Raw genomic sequence first — 21,816 nt, 5'->3', positions numbered from 1 at the left:
ACCATCTGCTCGGATGGTGGAACTGGTAGACACGCAGGACTTAAAATCCTGTTCGCCCTAAAGCGAGTGCGGGTTCGATTCCCGCTCCGAGTACAAAAACCCTCTTTACGTGAAGTAGAGAGGGTTTTTTGTTTTTTACATACAATTAACATACACAATTAGTACTGTAATTTTATTGTTTTAAGATATCTCTAAGTAATGAATTAATATATACTATCAATATGTTTATATTTAGTTATGGGAGAAAAATTACCTGAGCTCCCTATTCAGAAGTGGGAACTAATCCCTTTGAAAACCTATGAGTCTCTTCTGGAGGAAATCAAAGAGAATTATCATAAAAGGAAACTACTCTACTAACAGAGCGTTGTATAAGACTAATTTCACTCTGTATTTAAATGTCTGCCCGGTGAATTTTTAAAACTCTTATTCATCTTACAAAGTTTGTCAATTGTTTTAAAGACCAAATCTCTATAAAAGTTCTTCTCTTTTATTGATGTAATGTCTGCTAACTGTTAACTGAATTTAGGCTGCACATTTCAAGTTCAGCACCCTTCATCTCAATACGCAATACTCATTACGCAATACTAAATTCTACCCCTGAATTCAATTACGAATCAAATATTTTATTTTTACCCTTCAAACCTGCACAATGAAAGTCCACCAGACCACCATTTACGATATCGCCCGTGAGCTGAATATATCCAAATCAACGGTTTCGCGGGCATTGACAGGGCATCCTCAGGTTAAGGCTGAAACCCGTAAGGCAGTACTTGAGCTGGCCGGGAAACTGGATTATCAGCGAAATATGCTTTCCATTAATCTGATTTCGAGGAAAAGCAACCTGATTGGCATTGTGGTACCTGAGTTTGATACCTCCTATTTTCCGCAGGTAATTATCGGAGCACAGGCCATGGCGCAAAAGCATGGTTATAATATTATCGTCAGTCAGTCGAACGAGAAATTTGAAACCGAAGTAGAAAATACTAAAGTGATGCTTGCCAGTCAGGTAGACGGTATTCTGGTTTCCATCACGAAGGAGACCAGGAGCTTTGAGCATCTTAAAATATTTCAGCGTAAAGGTATCCCTATTGTGATGTTTAACCGGGTATGCGATGAAATGATAGTACCTAAAGTGGTGATCAATGATTATGAAGCTGCATTCGGTGCGGTGGAACATCTGATACTTACGGGCAAGAAAAGGATTGCTCATCTGGCCGGACCGGATTCCTTAATTACAAGCCGGAAACGCATGCAGGGTTATCTGGATGCCCTGAAAAAACACCATTTACCTGTGGATGAATCCATCATCATCCCCTACGACCTTACTCTGGGGAAAGTGAAGATCTATGTACATCATTTGATGGAACTGGAGAATCCGCCTGACGGACTATTTGCCATCAATGATCCTGCAGCTATTGAGGCTATTCAAACCATTAAAAAAATGGGGTTAAGTATACCCCGGGACATTGGCATTGTCGGGTTTAGCAATGATTACGGTTCTGACCTGATCGAACCCAGTTTAACAACCGTTGCCCAACCTATACAGCTTATTGGCAGTACCGCCTTGCAATTATTACTCGACCTGATGGATAAAGAAGTTTCGCAATGGAAAGCCGTTACGAAAACTCTTGATTCCAGCCTTATTATCAGGAATTCAAGTTTTATTCCCGACAATGCTTCCTGATCCCATGGACACTTAAAATACCTGAACTTCAAATAGTGCTGCCGGCACATTCGAAGACGGATGTTCCACATAAATTCTGATGGAATTGGTATGCAGATTTTTAAATTCTATTTCATTTATCGTTTGATAATTACCTTCTTTCTCATAGATCAGCCGGCCTGAACCATCTGCAATCTGGTAGTTTCTTATCGTATGCGGAACCAGCCTCTCCGGGTGTACTCTTAATGTTGATTCAAGCGGATGATCAAAATCTGAATCAAAGAATAAAACCAGCTTCTTTATATCTACAGGCTCTTTCCAGGATAGTGTAATATGCGGATGTTCATCATTTAAATCGGCTACCCAGGCATTGGCCCGGTGAGTTGGACGGCAAAAACCATTGACGATATTTGAAGAAGGGTATGGATCCAATGCCGGACTGATCTTCAGAGCCAGATTCTGATCTGATGGCCGTCTGGATGGAAGCCAGAATTCAAATGAATCTATTCCAATTCCATCCGGAGGAAGCTGCACTCCACTGGTTGCTACTGCTTTGTTATAACGGTTCATCAGCATCATGGTCCCGCTGAGGAACATTTTACTTGTTTTTAAACTGAGAAGCTCATTCTTCAGAAAACAAACAAAAGCATAGCGATCCTGATCAATAATGGTATTAAACTCTATTTCAATCTCATTCAGTCCCTCTTCCAGTTCAAAATCCTTGTTCTCTAAAATTAATTCTGGAGTATAATTGATCTGTTTTTCGCTTGCCCTGAGCTGTATGGAAAGCACAGTATCTTCTTCTGCCAATACAGTCAGCGATACTTTGAATTTATCGCCCTGCTTAACGGGCAATAACTGTGCTGTAGAATATTCAAGCTTTTGCCAGTCGCCGCTTGCTTCAATTTCAGCAATCTTAAACTCAGTGCTGGCCTTTATTTCAGCATGATGCGCAAGATTCTTTGTTTTTGGTTCAGCACCCGGTATAAAATGACCTTTACTGAGTAACTCCTGACGCAGATCTTCAACCAGTGCTGAATTAGCCAGTTCAGATGGACTCAGTCCTTCGCTCAAACAATACCTTGTTGCCAGTCCAAGTACCTGCGCTGAATAAGCTACTGTAGCCATCACCCTGCAGGAGCCAAAGGCTACATGTGTCGCACTGATCAGTCGGCCGGCAAGCCATAGATTCTTAATATTTCTACTATACATGCAGCGCAAAGGAATTTGATACACTCCTTTAGCATGCCATTGATTACAGCCGGGTCTTTCACTGAATACTGCATCGGCAGGATGAAGATCCAGCGACCAGCCTCCATACGATACCGCATCAGCATGTTGTCGCTGTTCTACCAAATCTTTTTGCGAAAGCATATAGTCGCCCTCAAAACGTCTGCTTTCACGCTTACCCGGTATATGTCCTACCCATTCCAATGTCAGATTTTCAGCTTCAGGATAATTACCTGAATTTTTTACATGATCCCAGATGCCGTATATTACCTTCCATAATTCCCATTTTATTTCCTCGGTCTGATGCACAGTATCCAAACGACCGCCATATTCAAGCCACCATAATTTACAGCCATGATCACCCAGTTCGTAAGATCTGAACTTAATAATCTGGCTGACGTCCTTCAAAGCATAGGAAGGCGCTGTAAACGTGATCGGTCTGCCCATATCCTTGGTCATGAAATAAATGGAATGCCCCAGCAATTCGCCATATTCCTTATCCGGTGCAAAGCCCTCATCAAACTCCTCCTTGGCCTCTGCTCCCATTCTGAAGGCAGCACCTGCCTGAAAAGCCATAATTCCATCTCCCGACGAATCACAGAAATAAGGTGCAGAAAGTACGTAACGGGTTGAATTCTGACTGCAAAATGCGATCACTTTACTGATCGCATCCGGAGCAGACTTAACAAGATCATACACTGAAGTATTCAGCAATAATGTAATATTCGACTCAGAGATCACCTTTTCAAGCAAAATGGTATCCAATATGATAGAATTACCATCCGGATTACGGTACATATTTTCAACAAGGATCTCGTTCAGTACCCCTCCCTCTCTCGACCATCGATTATTATTGCCCATACTTGAAGTGGCACCCAATATCCATAGCCTGACCTCACTCGATGCATTTCCTCCCAGAACCGGCCTGTCCTGAACAAGAATAACTTTTAGCCCTTCCCTTGCGGCAGCAATAGCTCCGCAAGTTCCGGCAATTCCTCCCCCAACAAAAACCAGGTCTGCTTCTAAAGCAAGCTCTTGTACAGAACGACCGTCAGCGGAAAATTCACTATTAATCATTGATATAAAAATTTAAAACAATAAAAATCGATTAAGAATCTGTTTGAATTCTGTTTGATGCAATCAACGGTATGAAGGCCAGTAAAAATATCAGCCCTGCAATAGATGCAAGTAAGGGTATATTCTGATTAGTAATCAATGCCAGTACAACAAGCAGAAAAGCAGTAAAGGCCAATGCAAAAGCAGTAATCTTCAGTCCGAATTTATTTTGCTTCAGCGATTCAGAGCGTTCCTCCATACTCAGATTAGCTTTCTCTTCAATCCTTGTGTTCTTTAATTCCTGAAATTCCAGATACTGCGGACTTATATAATTTCTGGATTTTGCATATAACTCATTAGCAATCAATAAAACAAAAGGCACTCCCACTCCTACAAGCATTTCCTCAGCCCGACTGAGACTTATGTCTGTAAGAAATGGCAGCAGGATTTTAAAGAACAGATTAATTCCCAAACTGATACAGGTTATGATTAAGGTTGCTTTACCATTCAGCCGCTTTGAAAACAGAGCCCATATTGGCGGAGCCAGTATAGGTCCGCCGGTAATTGCCCCTACACTGATCGTAACATTCACCAATCCGCCAATATATGGAACCAGTATTGCGATGATGATCATGCCTATACCAATAGTCCAGGAAGAAAGTCGCGCTACCTGCATCAGCTTCCGGTCGCTGGCTCCGGGATTAATCCTTCCCTTGTAAATATCGTTTGTAAATACGGCCGAAACCACATTCAGGGTTGTATTTGCCGATGCTGAAGTTGAAAAATACATTCCGGTAAGCATTAAGCCCAGCAATCCCGGAGGCAGTACCAGTTTACAGATCATCAGATAGGCATTTTCAGCATCCAGACCTGTTAAAGCAGGATTTATAGTCTTGTAGATCATTGGCGGAAGCATCCATAAAACCGGACTGATCAGGTATAATGCAGCGAAAAGGAAGGCCACTTTTCTGGCAGATTTAGAATCCTTTACACTGGTATAGCGCTGCACAAAAGTCCAGTTCCCCCCGATAAAAAATATATGATAGAGGGTGAAGGCAAGAATAAATCCGAAGGTAAATTCCCCGTTCAGCAGATCAAAAAAATGAGCATCAGCCTTTGCCTGAAACTGAGCTAACCCACCCGTTGCATCAAATGCCAGAGGCAGAATGATAAGCACAGCAGCAGTGAGAATAACAAATTGCAGAATATCTGTAACCATCACCGCCCATAGTCCCCCAACAGCGGTGTAGGCAATCATAAAAATTCCAAGGAAAATGGTGGAAGGTATGATCGGATAACCCAGAGAACCGCTGACAAGTTTTGCAACAGGATACAACACTGTTCCCTTAATAAAAAGTGAAACGAGCATGAAAATATAGATATAGGCCTTCTGAACCCTCAAACCAAGGCGCTCCTTGATAAACTCTGCTGCAGTTAAATTACCGGTAGATTTCCATAAGGGTGCCAGATACATCCCGCTGACAATAGCACCAATACACATTGTCCACTGAATGGTTATCGCCACCCAGCCATATTTATATGCGATTGATCCCCATGCAACGAATGTTCCGGCAGAGAAAAAACTCATAAACAATGAAAGACCTCCAATTACCCATGGCACTGACTCTCCACCCGCGAAAAACGATTTTAGATTAATACCTGTTCGGGAAAAAATAAGACCGATACACAAGACAAATGCCGAAAAGACAAATATTACTATGGTATCCGGATTGGGGTTCATCATTTCAATGCTTTTGATGGTAAATCCTGCCTTTAACAGCAGCAAATTTTATTTAATCTGCTATGAATTTACTCTGTTTCACTAAGCTATGGTATCTGACTTTCAATTTTATAGAGAAAAGTGCCTGAAATTTTTCGGGACCGTTCCCAAAAACTGGGAGCAGTCCCGAAAAAGCAGAGTAAACAGGATGGGATAAATTTTAAAACCAAGGTTTAACAAATATGCGACCGCCTGCAGGGAATGTAATTTGTTATTATCGTGAGGTTCAGGCATTCTCCAAAATTCATCTGTCAATTGCGAATGCAATTAGGAATCTGTTCAGGCGAGTTTAATATCATTTTATCCTAATAAAATGAGGTCGCGGCATTCGCAGCGATGACAATAATTATTTATTAATTGAGGAGATCCTGACTTTCGTCAGGATCGGAGAGCCTCAAGAATAGCCTATAAAAATAATATAATCAGAAGCAGATCCCCAACAAAGTATGTCATTTCCGAAAGCGGAAACCTCCTGTAACATCCCGTACACAAATTCGAATCAATGAATCCCACAAAACTCTATACAGTAATTTTAAATCAAAAACCCATACCTGAACTCTTAAATAATAACATTGCCCGTAGGCGGTCGCATGTATTTAAAATCCACTTCTAAATCTAGATTCGTACTCGAAGTATCAAAACGTTCATCCGGGAAATGGTGGATCAAATTCAAAAAAGATGTTTACGACGATGGATTTGACTAAATCAACCTGCTTCAAAAAGAAATTTCATTAGATTTATCATCAAAACAATTCATAATGATCAGACAACTATTAAAGACCGGAATACTCTATGGTTTAATCCTATCTCTGTTTTCACTGTGCGCTTTTGCTCAAAATGAAAAAGCAGAAGCTGAAATACAGGAAATGATGAGAAAGCATGAGGTTGTTGGGCTTTCTGTTGCCGTTGTTAAAAAGGGAAAAATCGTTTATACCCATTCTTTTGGGCTAAAGGATATCAATACAAAAGCTCCCCTTTCTGATTCTGATATTTTCAGAATTGCCTCCATTTCCAAATCTTTCTCTGCCACATCAATTATGCAATTAATTGAAGCGGGAAAACTTTCGTTGGATAATGATATCAGTGATTTGGTTGGTTTCAAAGTCAGAAATCCGAAATTTCCCGATCAGGTGATTACCCTAAAAATGATGCTTTCGCATACCTCAAGTATCAACGATTCACAGGGATATTTCACACTGGATGCGATCAATCCTTCAAAGAACAAGGATTGGGAGAAATGTTATAATGATTATGCACCGGGGGCCGGTTATCAGTATTGCAACCTGAACTATAATATGATCGGAACAGTAATTGAAAAATATTCAGGTGAACGTTTTGACAATTACGTTAAATCTCATATCCTGAATCCGCTTGGATTATATGGAGGATACAATGTTGACTCACTGGATAACGGCCGGTTCGCCACACTGCACGAATATAATGCTTCAAGTAAAACATTCAGTACTTCCCCCCTGGCCTATAACCCACGTCGTGAAGAGATCAGGAATTATGTAATGGGTTATTCTACCCCCGTCTTTTCACCCACCGGAGGAATGAAAATTTCGGCTACTGATCTGGCAAAATACATGAGCATGCACATGAATATGGGCAAATACAATGGTAAAAGGATCATATCCAAGAAAAGTGCGAAACTTATGCAGACCAAAGTTGCTGAAGAAGAAGGTTACGGACTGGCAATCACCAACAGAGGTGATCTGATTCCGGGCAAGCTGATGAAAGGCCATACCGGTTCAGCCTACGGACTCTATAGTGCCATGTTCTTCCAGCCTGAAGAAAAATTCGGTATTGTGGTAATTACCAATGGCTGTAATCCAACATCAAGCGGTGGCATGAACAATGTGCTTAGAGATGGAGTTAATATTTTATTTAATAATTTCATTAAATAAAACAAAGGGAAGAACCTGAAAAACGAAAAACTGCCGGCTAAATACAATTAATACTTATGAAAAAATTATACATCATTCCATTCCTTCTTCTCTTCATCACATTTGGCTTCAGTATTTATCAGAATCCCAAATTACCTTTAGCTGATAAAAACAATGCCGGACTCTACCTTCCGGATGGATTTGAGGCTTTAGCCGTAGTGGACAGTCTGAAAGGTGCCGCAAGGCATCTCGCTGTTAATTATAATGGCGACATCTATGTCAAAACCCGCTTTCATGCCCGCAGCGGAGGCTTTGGAAACGTAGCGCTCAGAGATACTAATCAGGATGGTAAAGCCGATATCATTAAGCACTTTTCTGTTTACGAAAGCGGCCCATTCGGTACCGCAATGAAGATTCATAACGGCTACCTGTATTTCAGCTCTAACCTGATGGTTTTCCGTCAAAAGCTTAGAAAGGGTGAACTCCTTCCGGAAAGCGCTATTGACACTTTGGTAATCGACTATCCACCGGCACATATTCATCAGGGAAAATCAATTGCATTTGACGGAAAGGGTTATATGTATGTGGGCTGGGGAGCAGGTTCTGATGTTTGCTCAGATGGAAAACCTGGCTCCAAAGGAGTAGGAAAGCCTGATGCTGTTATTCCCGGAGAGGGCTGTCCGCATTTAATTGATCATGGCGGGATCTTTAAGTTCGACGAGAACAAAAAAAATCAGGTTCAGGCACAGGGACTGCGTTATGCAACCGGTATGCGAAGCATTATCGGAATGGACTGGGATAAAACAACTAACTCCTTATATGCTGTAGTCCACGGAAGAGATTACCTGCACATGCTATGGCCAAACCTTTTTTCACCATGGGAAAGTGCAGTATTGCCTGCAGATGAATTATTTAAAGTGGACAAAGGAATTGACGGTGGCTGGCCCTATTACTATTATGACCAGATACAGGGTAAAAAACTCTTAAATCCGGAATACGGCGGTGATAAGATCAAACAGGGAGATGGCGCTAAACTTGCTCAGCCTATAGTTGGTTTTCCGGGGCACTTTGCACCCAATGACCTGCTGTTTTATAAAGGGAATCAGTTTCCTGAACGATATAAAAAGGGTGCTTTTGTGGTATTGCATGGTTCAACAATCAGACAGCCTTACCCGCAGGGCGGATATTTTGTAGCTTTCGTTCCGATGGAAAATGGAAAAGCAACGGGTCCATGGGAAGTATTCGCTGACGGATTCATTCAAACAGACCCGGTCCTGACTGCTAATGCTGCAGGATATCGTCCTATGGGTATTACAGAAGGTCCGGATGGCTCATTATATATCAGTGAAACCGAAAAGGGAAAAATCTGGCGTATAATGTATAAGGGCGATAAAACTAAATTCGATTCGGCCCAGCTTGCAAAAATGGCACTAAGAAAGAAAACTGCAAGTAATATCAAAACTCCTGATCCGGTAAAAGATAATCTGAACTTAGGAAAGCCCCTTGTTGCATCAGCAGTTTACAGCACCTATTGCGGAACCTGCCACCAAAGCGACGGTAAGGGCGACGGAGCCCGCTTCCCTCCTCTTGAGGGTTCTGAATGGGTTACAGGTGATAAAACAAGACTAATTAAAGTTGTTCTGAATGGTCTTTCAGGATCAATCACTGTTAAGGGGACTCCATACAGCGAGAATATGCCTGCACATGGAAGCTTCCTGAATGACGATCAGATTGCTGAAGTGCTGAGTTACGTACGCAATAGCTGGGGTAATAAAGCAGATGCAGTAAGTAAAGAAGAAGTTGCTGCCGTCAGAAAATCAGGAAGTAAATAAAATAGCATATATAACATCTCAAATACCTCAAAATGAATTTTAATTTCAAAACATTAATCAATCGCGGCAGGTCAAAATTATTGATTGGCGGATCGCTGGCCATATTTGCTGCAATTTATGGGTTTACCCATAATCAGAACCCTAAACTACCTCCGGGAGATAAGAACAATGCCGGACTTGTACTACCTGATGGCTTTGAAGCCCTGGCTGTTGTAGACAGTCTGAAAGGCTTTGCGCGTCACCTTGCAGTGAACAGTAATGGTGATATCTATGTTAAAACCCGTCTGCATGCCCGAACTGACGGATATGGAAACGTAGCATTAAGGGATACTGACAATGATGGTAAAGCCGACATCATTACTCATTTCGGCAAATATGAAAGCGGACAATACGGAACCGCCATGAAGATCCATAACGGATACCTTTATTACAGTTCCAATCTGATTGTTTACCGACAGAAGCTTAAACCGGGGCAGCTGGTTCCCGACAGTAAGGTAGACACGATTGTAATCGATAATCCTCCAAGTCATTCACATCAGACTAAACCTCTGGCATTTGATGGTAAAGGCTATATGTATGTGGGATGGGGAGCAGGTTCTGATGTATGTACCAATGGCCGTCCAGGTTCGATGGGTGCAGGAAAACCGGATGCTGTTATTCCTGGCGAAGAATGTCCGCAGTTAATTGACCATGGCGGCATCTGGAAATTTGATGAGAACAAGCTGAATCAGAGACAGGAACAGGGATTACGATATGCTACCGGTATGAGAAGTATTGTTGGCATGGACTGGGATAAAAGCAGTAATTCTCTTTATGCAGTAGTACACGGAAGAGATAATTTCAGAATGCTATGGCCTGGATTATATTCTCCATGGGAAAGTGCGGTATTGCCTTCAGAAGAGCTTTTCAAAGTTCATCAGGGAATTGATGGCGGATGGCCTTACTATTATTATGATCATATGAAAGGAAAGAAATTGCTCAATCCCGAATATGGAGGTGATAAAATTAAAGAAGGTAATGGTGCAAAACTGACTAAACCTGTGATGGGTTTCCCCGGGCACTTTGCTCCGAATGATATCCTCTTTTACAAGGGAAATCAACTACCTGCACGTTATAAAAAAGGTGCTTTTGTGGTTCTGCATGGTTCTACTATCCGTCAGCCTTACCCACAGGGAGGTTATTTTGTGGCTTTCGTACCTATGGAAAATGGTAAAACTACCGGACCATGGGAAGTGTTCGCAGATGGATTTATTCAAACCGATCCTGTGCTGACAGCCAATACTGCAGGTTACCGTCCGATGGGTATTACCGAAGGACCGGATGGTTCTTTATACATCAGTGAAACTGAAAAAGGTAAAATATGGCGTGTAATGTTCAAAGGCGACAAAACCAAATTCGGTCCGGCACAACTTGCTAAAATGGTGATCAGAAAGAAAACTGCAAGCAATATAAAGGATCCTGATCCAATAAAAGATGATCTTGACCGTGGGAAGCCTGTTGTTGCTTCTGCAGTTTATACCATGTACTGCGGTGCCTGTCATCAGCGCGATGGGAAAGGTGACGGAGGCCGTTTCCCTCCTCTTGAAGGATCAGAATGGGTTAACGGCGACAGAACTAGATTAATCAATGTAGTTTTAAATGGATTATCCGGACCAATAACTGTTAAAGGATTACCATACAGCGAAACTATGCCGGCTCACGGAAGCTTCCTCAATGATGCTCAGGTTGCTGAAGTACTGACTTACATCCGAAAAAGCTGGGGAAATAATTCTGATGCAATTTCCAAAGAAGAAGTAGCTGCAGTAAGGCAATCAGGTAAAAAATAAATCCTGTTCAACAGCTTAGAAAGCTGATTCCGTTCATTCGGGTCAGCTTTTTTTTATAGCTTCGAGCAATCTATTTACAGTCTCCAGGCAAGTATCCTGCTCTCCTTCTGTCCCTGTTTCATCACCATTGTTCTGACCTCTGCAACCTTTAAGTTTTCGAGAGCCCTGTAGCAGGCCGGAAGACTTTCCTTTTTAGAAACCAGTGAAGTAAACCATTTCACAGAGCCGGCATATTCTGCACTCTCTGAGATCATCTGAAGAAGAAAAGCCTGTTCTCCTCCTTCACACCAGAGTTCTGCATTCTTACCTCCGAAATTCAATAATTCTGAACCTTTTTTATCCTTTCCGAGATTTTTCCATTTACGTTCTGTTCCGGCTGCCGCATCTTTCATTGAAGAATGAAAGGGAGGATTACAGATGGTCAGATCAAACTTTTCATCGCGATGAATGATATCCTTAAAAATAGATTTTGCCGAATTTTGCTTTCGGATACTGATGAACTTCGCCAGTCCGTTTGCTTCAATGATGTTTCTTGCTGAACGAATGGCCAGCTGATCAATTTCAGAACCCACGAAAGTCCAGCCATACTCCTGATGACCAATTAAAGGATAAATACAATTCGCTCCCACACCAATATCCAGAACCCTGACATTTTTGCCCCGGGGAATATTTCCATTCTTATCTGCCATTAAATCAGCAGCATAATGAATATAGTCTGCTCTGCCGGGGATTGGTGGACAGAGATATCCATCCGGAATGTCCCATAATTCAATCCTGTAAAAATGACGTAACAAAGCCTTGTTCAAAGCCTTTACCGCAACAGAGTCAGCAAAATCAAGAGTAAGATGATGAAACTGATTCATAAACACATGATCAGCAAGTTCAGGAGTACCTTCAATCAGCTTAGGAAAATCATAAGCCCCCCGGTGCTTATTGCGCGGGTGAAGTTCATGCTTTGAGATTGACGAAGGCTGATCCATAATTCGAAATAGTAGGTTTGGTATCTGCTTAATTAGGTCTCAGAAATAACAATTCCACTTGCAAGGAAATCATCAAGATCATCTATATCTCTGAGTTCAGGAAGTAAACTATAGGAAATATCCATTCTGCGAAGCTCATTGACGGTCTGATCTTTCAGCTGATCAGTGCTCCAGGCTTTATCAAAAAACAGTTCAGGAATAAGGGCATTCATTCCGAGTAAATAATAACCTCCATCCAATGCCGGACCAATAACCACCTTTTTCGTATTCAATTGCCTGAAACCCTCCTGAATAATTTCGGTTTTCAGATCATAGCAGTCGCTGCCTATAATTAAAACCTTTTCAAATCCCAGATAGAACAGATCCTTAAAGGCATTATACATTCTCTCACCGAGATCTTCCCCCTCCTGCAATTTCTTGATATATCCCGGAACATTCCACTGATCATCTTCATTTACAGCTTCTGCATAATAAACAAATTTAGGACAAGCCAGTGGAAGGCTGATATCTAAAGTGTTCTTCAGCAGAATACGATAAACCTCACTAGCCTTTTGATCACCTATAGCTTTAGCGAGCCGGGTTTTAACCTGTCCCGGGACAGGATCTTTAACAAATAAGATAAGGGCAACTGATTCGAGTTCTGTCATGATTAATCGGCTATACTTCCTCCACAGCTTGATCCTGCTCCGGCAGTGCATCCAAAGCAATGCTGTTTCAATACAATACTTCTGTTGCTGAGAGCCTGAAGATCAAATTCTGAAATATGTCGGGACTTTTCAGTTGAAACCTGCAATTCAAGCATTTGATTAAAATCGCAATCATACAGATAGCCATCCCAGCCAACAGAGATGGTATTTCTGCACATCAGATTTGAAACTGCTGCCGGATTGAATGCTGAAATCAATTTATCCATATACCTCTCATAATTACCGGAACTGAGCAGATAATCAAGATATCTGCTTACAGGCATATTGGTTATTGCATAAAGGCTGTTAAAAATGATATTGTAGCGTGATAAAAGCTCAGCTTTGTATTCTTTTTCCAATGCAAGCTGAGCAGGTGGCAAAAATGCACCTGCAGGATTATAAACGAGATTCAAGACCAGTCCGCTCCCCTCGGCTCCGTATCCCACCTGATTTAACATTTGCAGAGCTTTGATCGAGTCCTCAAAAACTCCGTCTCCACGCTGTCTGTCGGTACGATCGCGGGTAAAGCCCGGAAGTGAAGAAACTACTTCCACTTTATTTTCCTTAAAGAAACCAGGAAGATCATGAAAACGTTTATTCGCGAGAATAATAGTAAGATTACAACGCACAATGACATGCTTCCCCAGCTTTTTAATCTCTTCAACAAACCATCTGAAATCGGGGTTTAGCTCAGGTGCTCCGCCGGTCAGATCAACTGTACCAATGTCTGAATTCTTCAATACTTCAAGGCACTGTTCCATAGTCTGCCTGCTCATAATCTCCTTACGGTCAGGCCCTGCATCCACATGACAGTGTTTGCAGGTCTGATTACACATTTTACCCACATTGATCTGCAGAATATCAATACCCGAGGATCTTAAGGGAAACATTCCATACAATCCAAGCTTTTCCCTGAATGAAGTATCTTTTGAATGAGCTTCAAGAATTTCAAGCTGATTAAGCGGCTCAGCAAGCGGATGATGTAAAACTTTGAGTGATTTAATCATAAAGTCCTTACATGCCAATTTCTTTAACCTTATTCATCATCTGAACCCCATGAACCAAAACAGCTCCGCCTTTAATTGCCGAAGCTACATGCACCGCTTCCATCATCTGGGATTCGCTGTAACCCTTTTCAAATGCATCGCTGCTGTAGGCATCTATACAATACGGACATTGAACGGCATGGGCTACTGCAAGGGCAATCAATGATTTTTCCTTGGCTGTTAAATGCCCTTCCTTAAATACTTCTCCGTAATAGGAGAAAAATTTATCGGCCATCTCCTTCTGATATTCGGCTACATTACCAAATTTTGCAAGGTCTTCTGCGTTATAATAGTGATTACTCATATGACTTAATTACATACATTAAACGGGAACATCATCTCCTTAGTCCAAACATCTCCCTTATTGCTCAAAGTTCAAAATAAGAAATCGTATAAATGTATTCAGGATGTCAAAGAATTGTTGTAAATATATTTCTGTATGCTCCCTGTCCCGGAAATATGATCAAAAGCACAAATATTTTGAATAATAAATTCTCATTGAACGATTTCGTAACTTTAATCCATGTTAATACAATCTATCAATCCGGCAAATGGAGATGTTCTGAACACCTGGCAAACACATGATAAGGAGGAGGTCGGCAAAATCCTTGATCAGACCCACAAAGCATTTAAAGAATGGAAAAACATCTCTTTTTCAGAGCGCAGTAAATACTTTATTTCAGCTGCCGCTCTCTTACGCAGCAGAAAGGATCAACTTGCTGAACTCATGGCGCTGGAGATGGGCAAACCCATTCAGGGAGGCCTTGCAGAAATTGAGAAATGTGCCCATGTATGCGAATACTATGCAAATCATGCTGAGGGTTTCCTGAAAGACGAAATAATTGAAACGGATGCCGGAAAGAGTTATGTAAACTTTCAACCACTGGGTGTGATACTGGCCGTTATGCCCTGGAATTTCCCTTTCTGGCAGGTCTTCCGTTTTCTGGCTCCAACTCTGATGGCCGGAAACACCGCAGTATTAAAGCATGCCTCCAACGTTTTCGGATGTGCCATTGAAATAGAAAATATTTTCAGGGATGCCGGATTCCCGGAGAATACTTTCAGAACATTGTTGATTTCAAGTGATCAAGTGAATGTCGTAATTGAAAACCCCAATATTAAAGCAGTAAGCCTGACCGGAAGTACTGCTGCAGGCAAAAAAGTAGCGGCAAAAGCTGCATCTCTGTTAAAAAAGGCTGTGCTGGAGCTTGGAGGCAGCGATCCGAGTCTGATTCTGGAGGATGCAGATCTTGAACTCGCGGCAGAAAATTGTGTCAACAGCCGTCTGGTAAACAGCGGACAAAGCTGCATCTCTTCAAAACGCTTTATTGTTGTAAAATCAATTGAAAAAGAATTTACAGAGCTATTCAAACAAAAAATGAGTGCTAAAATTATGGGAGATCCACTGGACCCTAAAAGCGATATTGGTCCGCAGGCACGTGCCGACTTAAGGGATGAGCTTCATCGGCAGGTAGAAAAAAGCATAGCATCAGGTGCAGAATGCATCCTTGGAGGAATAATTCCTGAAGCAGGACATGCCTATTACCCGCCTACAATCCTTACCAATGTTAAAAAAGGAATGCCGGCTTACGATGAAGAGCTTTTCGGACCCGTTGCAGCCATCATTACTGCAGATAATGAAGAGGATGCCATACGAATTGCTAATGATACCATTTACGGACTTGGTGCAACAGTGTATACTCAAAACCTTTCTAAAGGTGAAGAAATCGCCTCAAAACATCTGGAAGCAGGTTCATGTTTTGTGAATTCATTTGTCAGATCTGACGCCCGGTTACCATTCGGAGGAATTAAAGAATCCGGTTACGGCCGGGAACTCGGGCTCTATGGTATCAGAGAATTTGTGAATACCAAAACTGTCTATATTAAATAATAACTAAATAAAATATAAGTATCTAATAAATAATTGATTATGTAATTCAATTAACTATTAAGATCATATTCTTATGGTTCATTATTTACTCTGATCTGACTGACTCGGCTGTGCTCTTAATTTTTAAAGCCTTATCTTTGCAAAAAATCTGATGTCATATCTGTGTTGAGAATCAATGAGTAAAAAAGGAAGAGTTTTAGTAGCCATGAGTGGCGGTGTCGACAGTTCGGTTGCTGCAGTTATGCTGCATGAGCAGGGGTATGAAGTGATCGGACTAACCATGAAGACATGGGATTATGCCTCATCCGGTGGTTCTTCCAAAGAAACAGGCTGCTGTAGTCTTGACAGCATTAATGATGCACGTGCTTTGGCTGTAGCTTATGGTTTCCCCCATTATATTCTTGACATCAGAGAGGAATTCGGAGATTTCGTGATCGATAATTTCGTAGATGAATACCTTTCAGGAAGGACCCCGAACCCATGTGTACTCTGTAATACCCATATCAAATGGGAAGCTCTTTTAAAACGTGCTGATAAACTTGATTGTGAGTTTATTGCTACCGGACATTATGCCAATATCCGCCTGCAGGATAACGGACGATACGTAATATCCAAGGGAAAAGATGAGCATAAGGATCAGTCTTATGTTCTTTGGGGAGTTTCTCAGGAAAACCTTGCCCGCACACGTTTCCCTCTGGGAAGTTTCGCTAAGTCTGAAATCAGACAAATGGCTAAAGACATGGGACAGCTTGAACTTGCCAATAAATCTGAGAGTTATGAAATCTGCTTTGTTCCTGACAATGATTACCGTGCATTTCTGAGAAATAAAGTTCAGGATCTTGATGAACGTATCGGTCCCGGAAATTTCATGCTTAGTGATGGCACTATCGCAGGTAAACATCAGGGATACCCTTTTTATACTATCGGGCAGCGCAAGGGACTTGGAGTAGCTTTCGGGCACCCGATGTTTGTTACCCGCATTCTTCCTGAAAGTAATACCGTTATGCTTGGAACAGCCGATGAACTTGAAAAATCGGAAGCATTGGTACGCAATATCAATCTGGTTAAATATGAAAGTATTACTGAACCACTTGAGGCAGTGACCAAAATTCGCTACAAAGATTCAGGAGCCTTAAGTACCCTTTCTCAGGAAGGCGACCGTATAAAAGTCAATTTTCACCATACTGTATCAGGAATTGCTCCCGGACAATCGGCAGTATTCTATGAAGGGAACGACCTTATTGGTGGAGGGTTTCTGGTTTAACCATCCTCAGCAGGAGCCTGAAACAGATTCCGTTTTATCTGAATTACAGCCTATTTTAAACAAAAAATATGCAATTCTGTAAACTGTGAATTTGTCATTCCCTTTATTATTGCCTTTATTTGCAGAATATCATTGAATTTAATGGCTAAAAATCTACTTATTGTTGAGTCACCGGCGAAAGCCAAAACCATCGAAGGATATCTTGGAAAAGACTTTCTTGTCAAATCAAGTTATGGCCATATTCGCGACCTGATCAAGACCGACGATGCGATTAATGTCAGCAATAATTTTGAACAACGCTATGAAGTACCCTCCGATAAAAAGGCAGTAGTCAATGAATTAAAGAAATTAGCTAAAGGAGCAGAAATGGTATGGCTCGCATCCGATGAGGACCGTGAGGGAGAAGCAATATCATGGCATTTGTTTGAAACTTTGGGTCTCAGGGAAGACAAGACTAAAAGGATAGTTTTTCATGAAATCACCAAAAACGCCATCCTGAAGGCAATTGAAACCCCAAGAAAGATAGATTACAATCTTGTTTATGCACAGCAGGCACGCCGTGTTCTCGACCGCCTGGTAGGTTTTGAGCTCTCTCCTGTTCTGTGGAAAAAGGTTAAACCATCATTATCCGCCGGCCGTGTTCAATCAGTGGCTGTACGTCTGATTGTTGACCGCGAGCGGGAAATCAATAAATTCGTTTCCGAGGCTGCTTTTAAAGTTGTTGCGATCTTCTCAACTGATAAACAAAGAGAAATTTTCAGGGCTGAGCTACCAGAACGTTTTGAAAAAGCTGAAGAAGCTGAAAAATTCTTAAACGACTGTATTAGTGCGGTTTATAAAGTAAAAAGTCTGGAAACCAGACCTACAAAAAGAAATCCTGCACCTCCATTTACTACTTCAACCCTGCAGCAGGAAGCCAGCCGTAAGCTGGGTTTTCCGGTAGCAAGAACAATGTCTGTGGCTCAGAAATTGTACGAAAGTGGTAAGATTACCTACATGCGAACTGATTCGGTAAATCTGTCAGATACCGCTTTAAAGGCTGCAGCAGACGAAATCAGATCTGCATACGGTCCGGAATATCACGAAAGAAGGACATTCAAAACCAAGTCAGCCGGCGCACAGGAAGCGCACGAGGCTATCAGACCGACTTATTTTGATCAGCATACAATCAACGGTGATGCGTCAGAAAGAAGATTATATGAACTGATATGGAAGCGCTCTATTGCTTCGCAAATGGCTGAGGCTAATTTTGAAAAGACAACTGCTAAAATCAGCATATCGACCCGTAATGAACTATTTGTTGCCAACGGAGAAGTAATGAAGTTTGATGGATTCCTGAAAGTATATATGGAATCAACTGATGAAGAGGCTGAAATAAATCTGGATGAGGAGAATGAAAACTCAATCCTCCCTCCGCTTAGTCAGGGACAGCAACTGAACCTTAGGGAAATGAATGCCACCGAGCGCTATTCCCGTCCACCGGCAAGATATACAGAAGCCAGTCTGGTAAAAAAACTCGAGGAATTAGGTATTGGAAGGCCTTCAACCTATGCGCCAACTATCTCAACAATCCAGAACAGAGGCTATGTAGTTAAAGAGGAACGCGAAGGCAAAAAGCGTAACATCCATGTTATCAGCCTTAAAGACTCAAAGATTAACAAAAGCATCAAAGTTGAAAATACCGGTGCCGAAAAGAATAAATTATTCCCTACAGACATTGGTGCAGTAGTGAATGATTTCCTTGTTGAACATTTTAAGGGAATTGTAGACTTTCATTTTACGGCTAAAGTTGAAAAGGAATTTGACGAGATCGCACAGGGACTGAAGAACTGGACAGAGATGCTCCGTTCTTTCTATAATCCTTTCCATACCGAAGTTGAAACAACCCTTCAAAACGCAAACCGTGCCAGTGGCGAACGAGAACTTGGAACTGACCCTGAAAGCGGAAAGAAAATATCAGTTCGTATCGGCCGGTATGGTCCTTTCGTTCAGATTGGAGAATCTGCTGAAAATGAAGAGGATGAAAAGCCGAGGTATGCAAGCTTACGCTCAGGACAGATGATTGAAAGCATCACTCTGGCTGAGGCATTAGATCTCTTTAAACTTCCATTCCAGCTGGAGGATTATGAAGGTAAAGAGCTTAGTGTCGGCATTGGACGTTTCGGTCCGTACATCAAATGGGGCGACAGCTTCATTTCATTGCCGAAGGGTGAAGATCCGCTTTCAGTAAACCTGGAGCGTGCAATTGAATTGATTAATGAGAAGAATATTGCTGAAGCACCTGTAGCACAGTATCAGGGCCTGCCGGTAACTAAAGGTAAAGGCCGATTCGGTCCATTTATTAAATGGAACAGCCTGTTTATCAATGTTCCGGTTCGATATAATTTCGACAAACTTAGTCAGGCAGATATCGAAGATCTGATCAGCAAAAAGATAGAAAAAGAGTCCAATCGTTTTATTCAGCAATGGCCTGAAGAGAAAATCGCTATCGAAAACGGCAGATGGGGCCCATTCATCCGTTTTGGCAAACAAATGCTGAAACTGGGTAAAAACCCTGAAAGCAAGGACAAATATACCGCCGAAGAACTTACTGAGATCTCATTGGAATCTGTCAAAAAACTGATCACAGAACAGGTTCCTGATGCATTTGCAGCCAAAGCGAAAAAAACTGTTAAAAAAGCTCCGGCCAGAAAAAGTCCGGGGAAAGCTGCTGCAAAAAAATAGTATCAACAATCATTCCGTGAAAATTTAGTATGAAAAAAGATCTGCCTGAAAACACCGTGGAAAATATTTCCATTGCTGTAGTTCTGGAATCTTCCGGACCTGAGACCAAAACATGGAAAGTTTACCTCTTAAACCTTAAAAACGTGAAGCTTGAGACTGTCCTGATCAGTTCAAAAGGATACGGAGAAAAAGATGGTGAGCAGGTTAAAACGTCAATACTTCGCCATTCTTTAGGTGATATTCAGGCACAATCCTATGCTGCGATAGAACTAATTGACGAGCAGGTCTTTGGACTGACGAATGAATACTGGCTCAGTTATTATCTGAACGGAAACATTTATGATAAGAAGTTCATTTTTGTACCTGAAAGCATAGTTGATACTAATCTGATCCGGATTCCCCTCCTGAATAAGCCGGGAGTAATGATTGGCTGATCTTACATCAATTAGTTAATAAAACCCATCAGAATCCTATATTTGAGTATGGATTCAGCACAAACCTTACCGGTTTTAAGTCAGGAAGAACAACGCGTACTCGGTTCTTTAATAGAAAAAAGCAGGACAACACCCGATTATTACCCGATGTCCTTAAACGGACTTCAGTCTGCCTGTAATCAGAAAAGTTCGAGATCACCGATAGTACAATACTCTGAAGAGACAATCATTCAGACCCTTGATTCGCTAAAGAAAAAGGGACTGATATCCACCGTAACCGGAGGAACAGGCAGGGTGATAAAATACAAGCATAATCTCGCTATTGTTTATCCGCTGGTACCTTCAGAGCTTTCAATCATATGCTTATTATTGCTCAGAGGTGCATTAACTCCCGGAGAACTTAACAATAATTCGGGCAGGTTATACGAGTTTGAGAGTCTGGATGAGGTAAACAATACTCTTCAAAAGCTCGTTGATCCTGAATTTGCATTTGTAAAAGCGTTAGGTCGCAGACCCGGTCAAAAAGAAGTACGCTATGTTCACTTACTCGGCGATTATCAGGAAGATGCCGGAGATATAAGCATAAACATGGAAGAACATACATCCGGAGCCGCGCTCGAATTACGTATTCAGACTCTGGAAAAAGAACTGACAGAGCTAAAAGATGCATTCAATAAGCTGATGGCTGAATTAAGCTGACCGTTTGCTCAATTAATTTTATCCAATAAGCGAATATTGTAATTTAATGAACTGATCTCATTCTGCTTATGCTTGAAAACATAGACATACATCAGGTTTTGGTGATTGATATTGAAACAGTGCCCCAATATCCATCATTCAGCGATTTACCTGCTGAAATGCAGCAATTATGGGAACAAAAGACCAGATTTCAGCGAAAAGACGGGGAAAGTCCGGCCGAATTCTATGTAAGGGCCGGAATATTGTCTGAATTTGGAAAAATCATCTGCATCTCAGCAGGAATATTTTCCCATAAAACCAATAATATATCCTTTCGTGTAAAATCCTTTTACGGCGATGATGAAAAAGAAATTTTAAAAGAATTTACAGGTCTTCTGAGCAAGCAGCCCGACACTCTGGTTTTATGTGCTCACAATGGAAAGGAATTTGATTTCCCATATATCTGCCGCAGGCTGCTGATAAACAATATGGATATACCCTCACAGCTCCGAATTCATGGCAAAAAACCCTGGGAGGTGATGCATCTTGATACCATGGACCTCTGGAAATTTGGGGATTATAAAAACTATACTTCATTAAATCTGCTTGCTGCCGTGCTGAATATTCCGAGTCCGAAAGATGACATAGACGGAAGCATGGTCTGCAGTGTTTACTGGGAAGATAAAGACTCCGAAAGAATAAAAAACTATTGCGAGAAAGATGTAATCACAACCGCCAGAATATTACTGAGATTTAAAGCCTTGGCCCCTCTGCAGGACGATTACATCACAATCGTTAATTGAATCAACAAACAAAAGGTTTATAACACATGAATGTTAT

At 41.5% G+C, this 21,816-nt stretch carries 16 protein-coding genes and 1 tRNA gene; 11 read left to right on the top strand and 6 right to left on the bottom strand.

The window, feature by feature from the left end:
* The first annotated feature begins 7 nt into the window (after positions 1 to 7).
* Both P2W72_RS11575 and P2W72_RS11570 read left to right on the top strand, forming a co-directional pair.
* Positions 8 to 93: transfer RNA gene (locus tag P2W72_RS11575), tRNA-Leu, on the top strand.
* A 556-nt stretch (positions 94 to 649) separates the two neighbouring features.
* Positions 650 to 1,684, top strand: coding sequence for a LacI family DNA-binding transcriptional regulator (locus P2W72_RS11570; RefSeq protein WP_276362519.1), 1,035 nt, complete (start codon positions 650 to 652; stop codon positions 1,682 to 1,684).
* A gap of 12 nt (positions 1,685 to 1,696) precedes the next feature.
* Here the strand turns inward: P2W72_RS11570 and P2W72_RS11565 are convergent, their stop codons facing one another.
* Entirely contained in the window at positions 1,697 to 3,970 is a 2,274-nt protein-coding gene (locus tag P2W72_RS11565; protein WP_276362516.1) for an FAD-dependent oxidoreductase, read from the bottom strand.
* Between the two features lie 31 nt (positions 3,971 to 4,001).
* Positions 4,002 to 5,735 (bottom strand): sodium:solute symporter family protein, encoded by a 1,734-nt coding sequence (locus P2W72_RS11560; protein ID WP_276362514.1) that lies wholly within the window; start codon positions 5,733 to 5,735, stop codon positions 4,002 to 4,004.
* A gap of 752 nt (positions 5,736 to 6,487) precedes the next feature.
* On the opposite strand from P2W72_RS11560, the gene P2W72_RS11555 reads away from it, so the two are divergent.
* From P2W72_RS11555 to P2W72_RS11545, 3 genes are read left to right on the top strand one after another with little or no spacing between them, the layout of a single operon-like run.
* Positions 6,488 to 7,636: a serine hydrolase domain-containing protein gene (locus tag P2W72_RS11555; protein ID WP_276362511.1), complete on the top strand. Its 1,149-nt coding sequence runs from the start codon at positions 6,488 to 6,490 to the stop codon at positions 7,634 to 7,636.
* Between the two features lie 56 nt (positions 7,637 to 7,692).
* Positions 7,693 to 9,447 carry a c-type cytochrome gene (locus P2W72_RS11550; RefSeq protein WP_276362509.1) on the top strand — a complete coding sequence of 585 codons (1,755 nt, stop codon included), beginning with the start codon at positions 7,693 to 7,695 and terminating at the stop codon, positions 9,445 to 9,447.
* A 32-nt stretch (positions 9,448 to 9,479) separates the two neighbouring features.
* Positions 9,480 to 11,273, top strand: coding sequence for a c-type cytochrome (locus tag P2W72_RS11545; RefSeq protein WP_276362507.1), 1,794 nt, complete (start codon positions 9,480 to 9,482; stop codon positions 11,271 to 11,273).
* Between the two features lie 74 nt (positions 11,274 to 11,347).
* On the opposite strand, the gene rlmF is transcribed toward P2W72_RS11545, so the two are convergent.
* From rlmF to P2W72_RS11525, 4 genes are read right to left on the bottom strand one after another with little or no spacing between them, the layout of a single operon-like run.
* Positions 11,348 to 12,253 (bottom strand): 23S rRNA (adenine(1618)-N(6))-methyltransferase RlmF, encoded by a 906-nt coding sequence (rlmF, locus tag P2W72_RS11540; RefSeq protein ID WP_276362505.1) that lies wholly within the window; start codon positions 12,251 to 12,253, stop codon positions 11,348 to 11,350.
* Between the two features lie 32 nt (positions 12,254 to 12,285).
* Positions 12,286 to 12,900: a TIGR04282 family arsenosugar biosynthesis glycosyltransferase gene (locus P2W72_RS11535; protein ID WP_276362502.1), complete on the bottom strand. Its 615-nt coding sequence runs from the start codon at positions 12,898 to 12,900 to the stop codon at positions 12,286 to 12,288.
* Positions 12,901 to 12,902: 2 nt separating this feature from the next.
* On the bottom strand, positions 12,903 to 13,946 hold the full coding sequence (gene arsS / locus P2W72_RS11530; protein WP_276362499.1) for an arsenosugar biosynthesis radical SAM (seleno)protein ArsS: 1,044 nt from the start codon (positions 13,944 to 13,946) through the stop codon (positions 12,903 to 12,905).
* Positions 13,947 to 13,953: 7 nt separating this feature from the next.
* Positions 13,954 to 14,289, bottom strand: coding sequence for an arsenosugar biosynthesis-associated peroxidase-like protein (locus P2W72_RS11525; protein ID WP_276362496.1), 336 nt, complete (start codon positions 14,287 to 14,289; stop codon positions 13,954 to 13,956).
* Positions 14,290 to 14,508: 219 nt separating this feature from the next.
* Here P2W72_RS11525 and P2W72_RS11520 point away from each other — a divergent pair, with 219 nt between their 5' ends.
* The 6 genes from P2W72_RS11520 (at position 14,509) to P2W72_RS11495 (ending at position 21,779) form a co-directional block, all read left to right on the top strand.
* Complete coding sequence (locus P2W72_RS11520; protein WP_276362493.1) at positions 14,509 to 15,876, top strand: NAD-dependent succinate-semialdehyde dehydrogenase; 1,368 nt, start codon at positions 14,509 to 14,511, stop codon at positions 15,874 to 15,876.
* A gap of 175 nt (positions 15,877 to 16,051) precedes the next feature.
* Entirely contained in the window at positions 16,052 to 17,140 is a 1,089-nt protein-coding gene (gene mnmA, locus P2W72_RS11515; protein WP_276362490.1) for a tRNA 2-thiouridine(34) synthase MnmA, read from the top strand.
* A 141-nt stretch (positions 17,141 to 17,281) separates the two neighbouring features.
* Positions 17,282 to 19,864, top strand: a complete 2,583-nt coding sequence (topA, locus tag P2W72_RS11510; protein ID WP_276362487.1) for a type I DNA topoisomerase — start codon at positions 17,282 to 17,284, stop codon at positions 19,862 to 19,864.
* Between the two features lie 29 nt (positions 19,865 to 19,893).
* The gene (locus P2W72_RS11505) at positions 19,894 to 20,298 is read left to right on the top strand and encodes a hypothetical protein (protein WP_276362485.1); all 405 of its coding nucleotides are present in this window, start codon (positions 19,894 to 19,896) and stop codon (positions 20,296 to 20,298) included.
* Positions 20,299 to 20,346: 48 nt separating this feature from the next.
* Positions 20,347 to 20,997 (top strand): YceH family protein, encoded by a 651-nt coding sequence (locus P2W72_RS11500; RefSeq protein WP_276362482.1) that lies wholly within the window; start codon positions 20,347 to 20,349, stop codon positions 20,995 to 20,997.
* Between the two features lie 68 nt (positions 20,998 to 21,065).
* The gene (locus P2W72_RS11495) at positions 21,066 to 21,779 is read left to right on the top strand and encodes a 3'-5' exonuclease (RefSeq protein ID WP_276362479.1); all 714 of its coding nucleotides are present in this window, start codon (positions 21,066 to 21,068) and stop codon (positions 21,777 to 21,779) included.
* The last annotated feature ends 37 nt before the right edge of the window (positions 21,780 to 21,816 follow it).

Origin of the sequence: Daejeonella sp. H1SJ63, from assembly GCF_029360775.1 — a bacterium.
Taxonomy (GTDB): Bacteria; Bacteroidota; Bacteroidia; order Sphingobacteriales; family Sphingobacteriaceae; genus Daejeonella.
The sequence above is the reverse complement of the archived record's forward strand: the minus strand, read 5'-3'. Positions and strand labels throughout refer to the sequence as shown.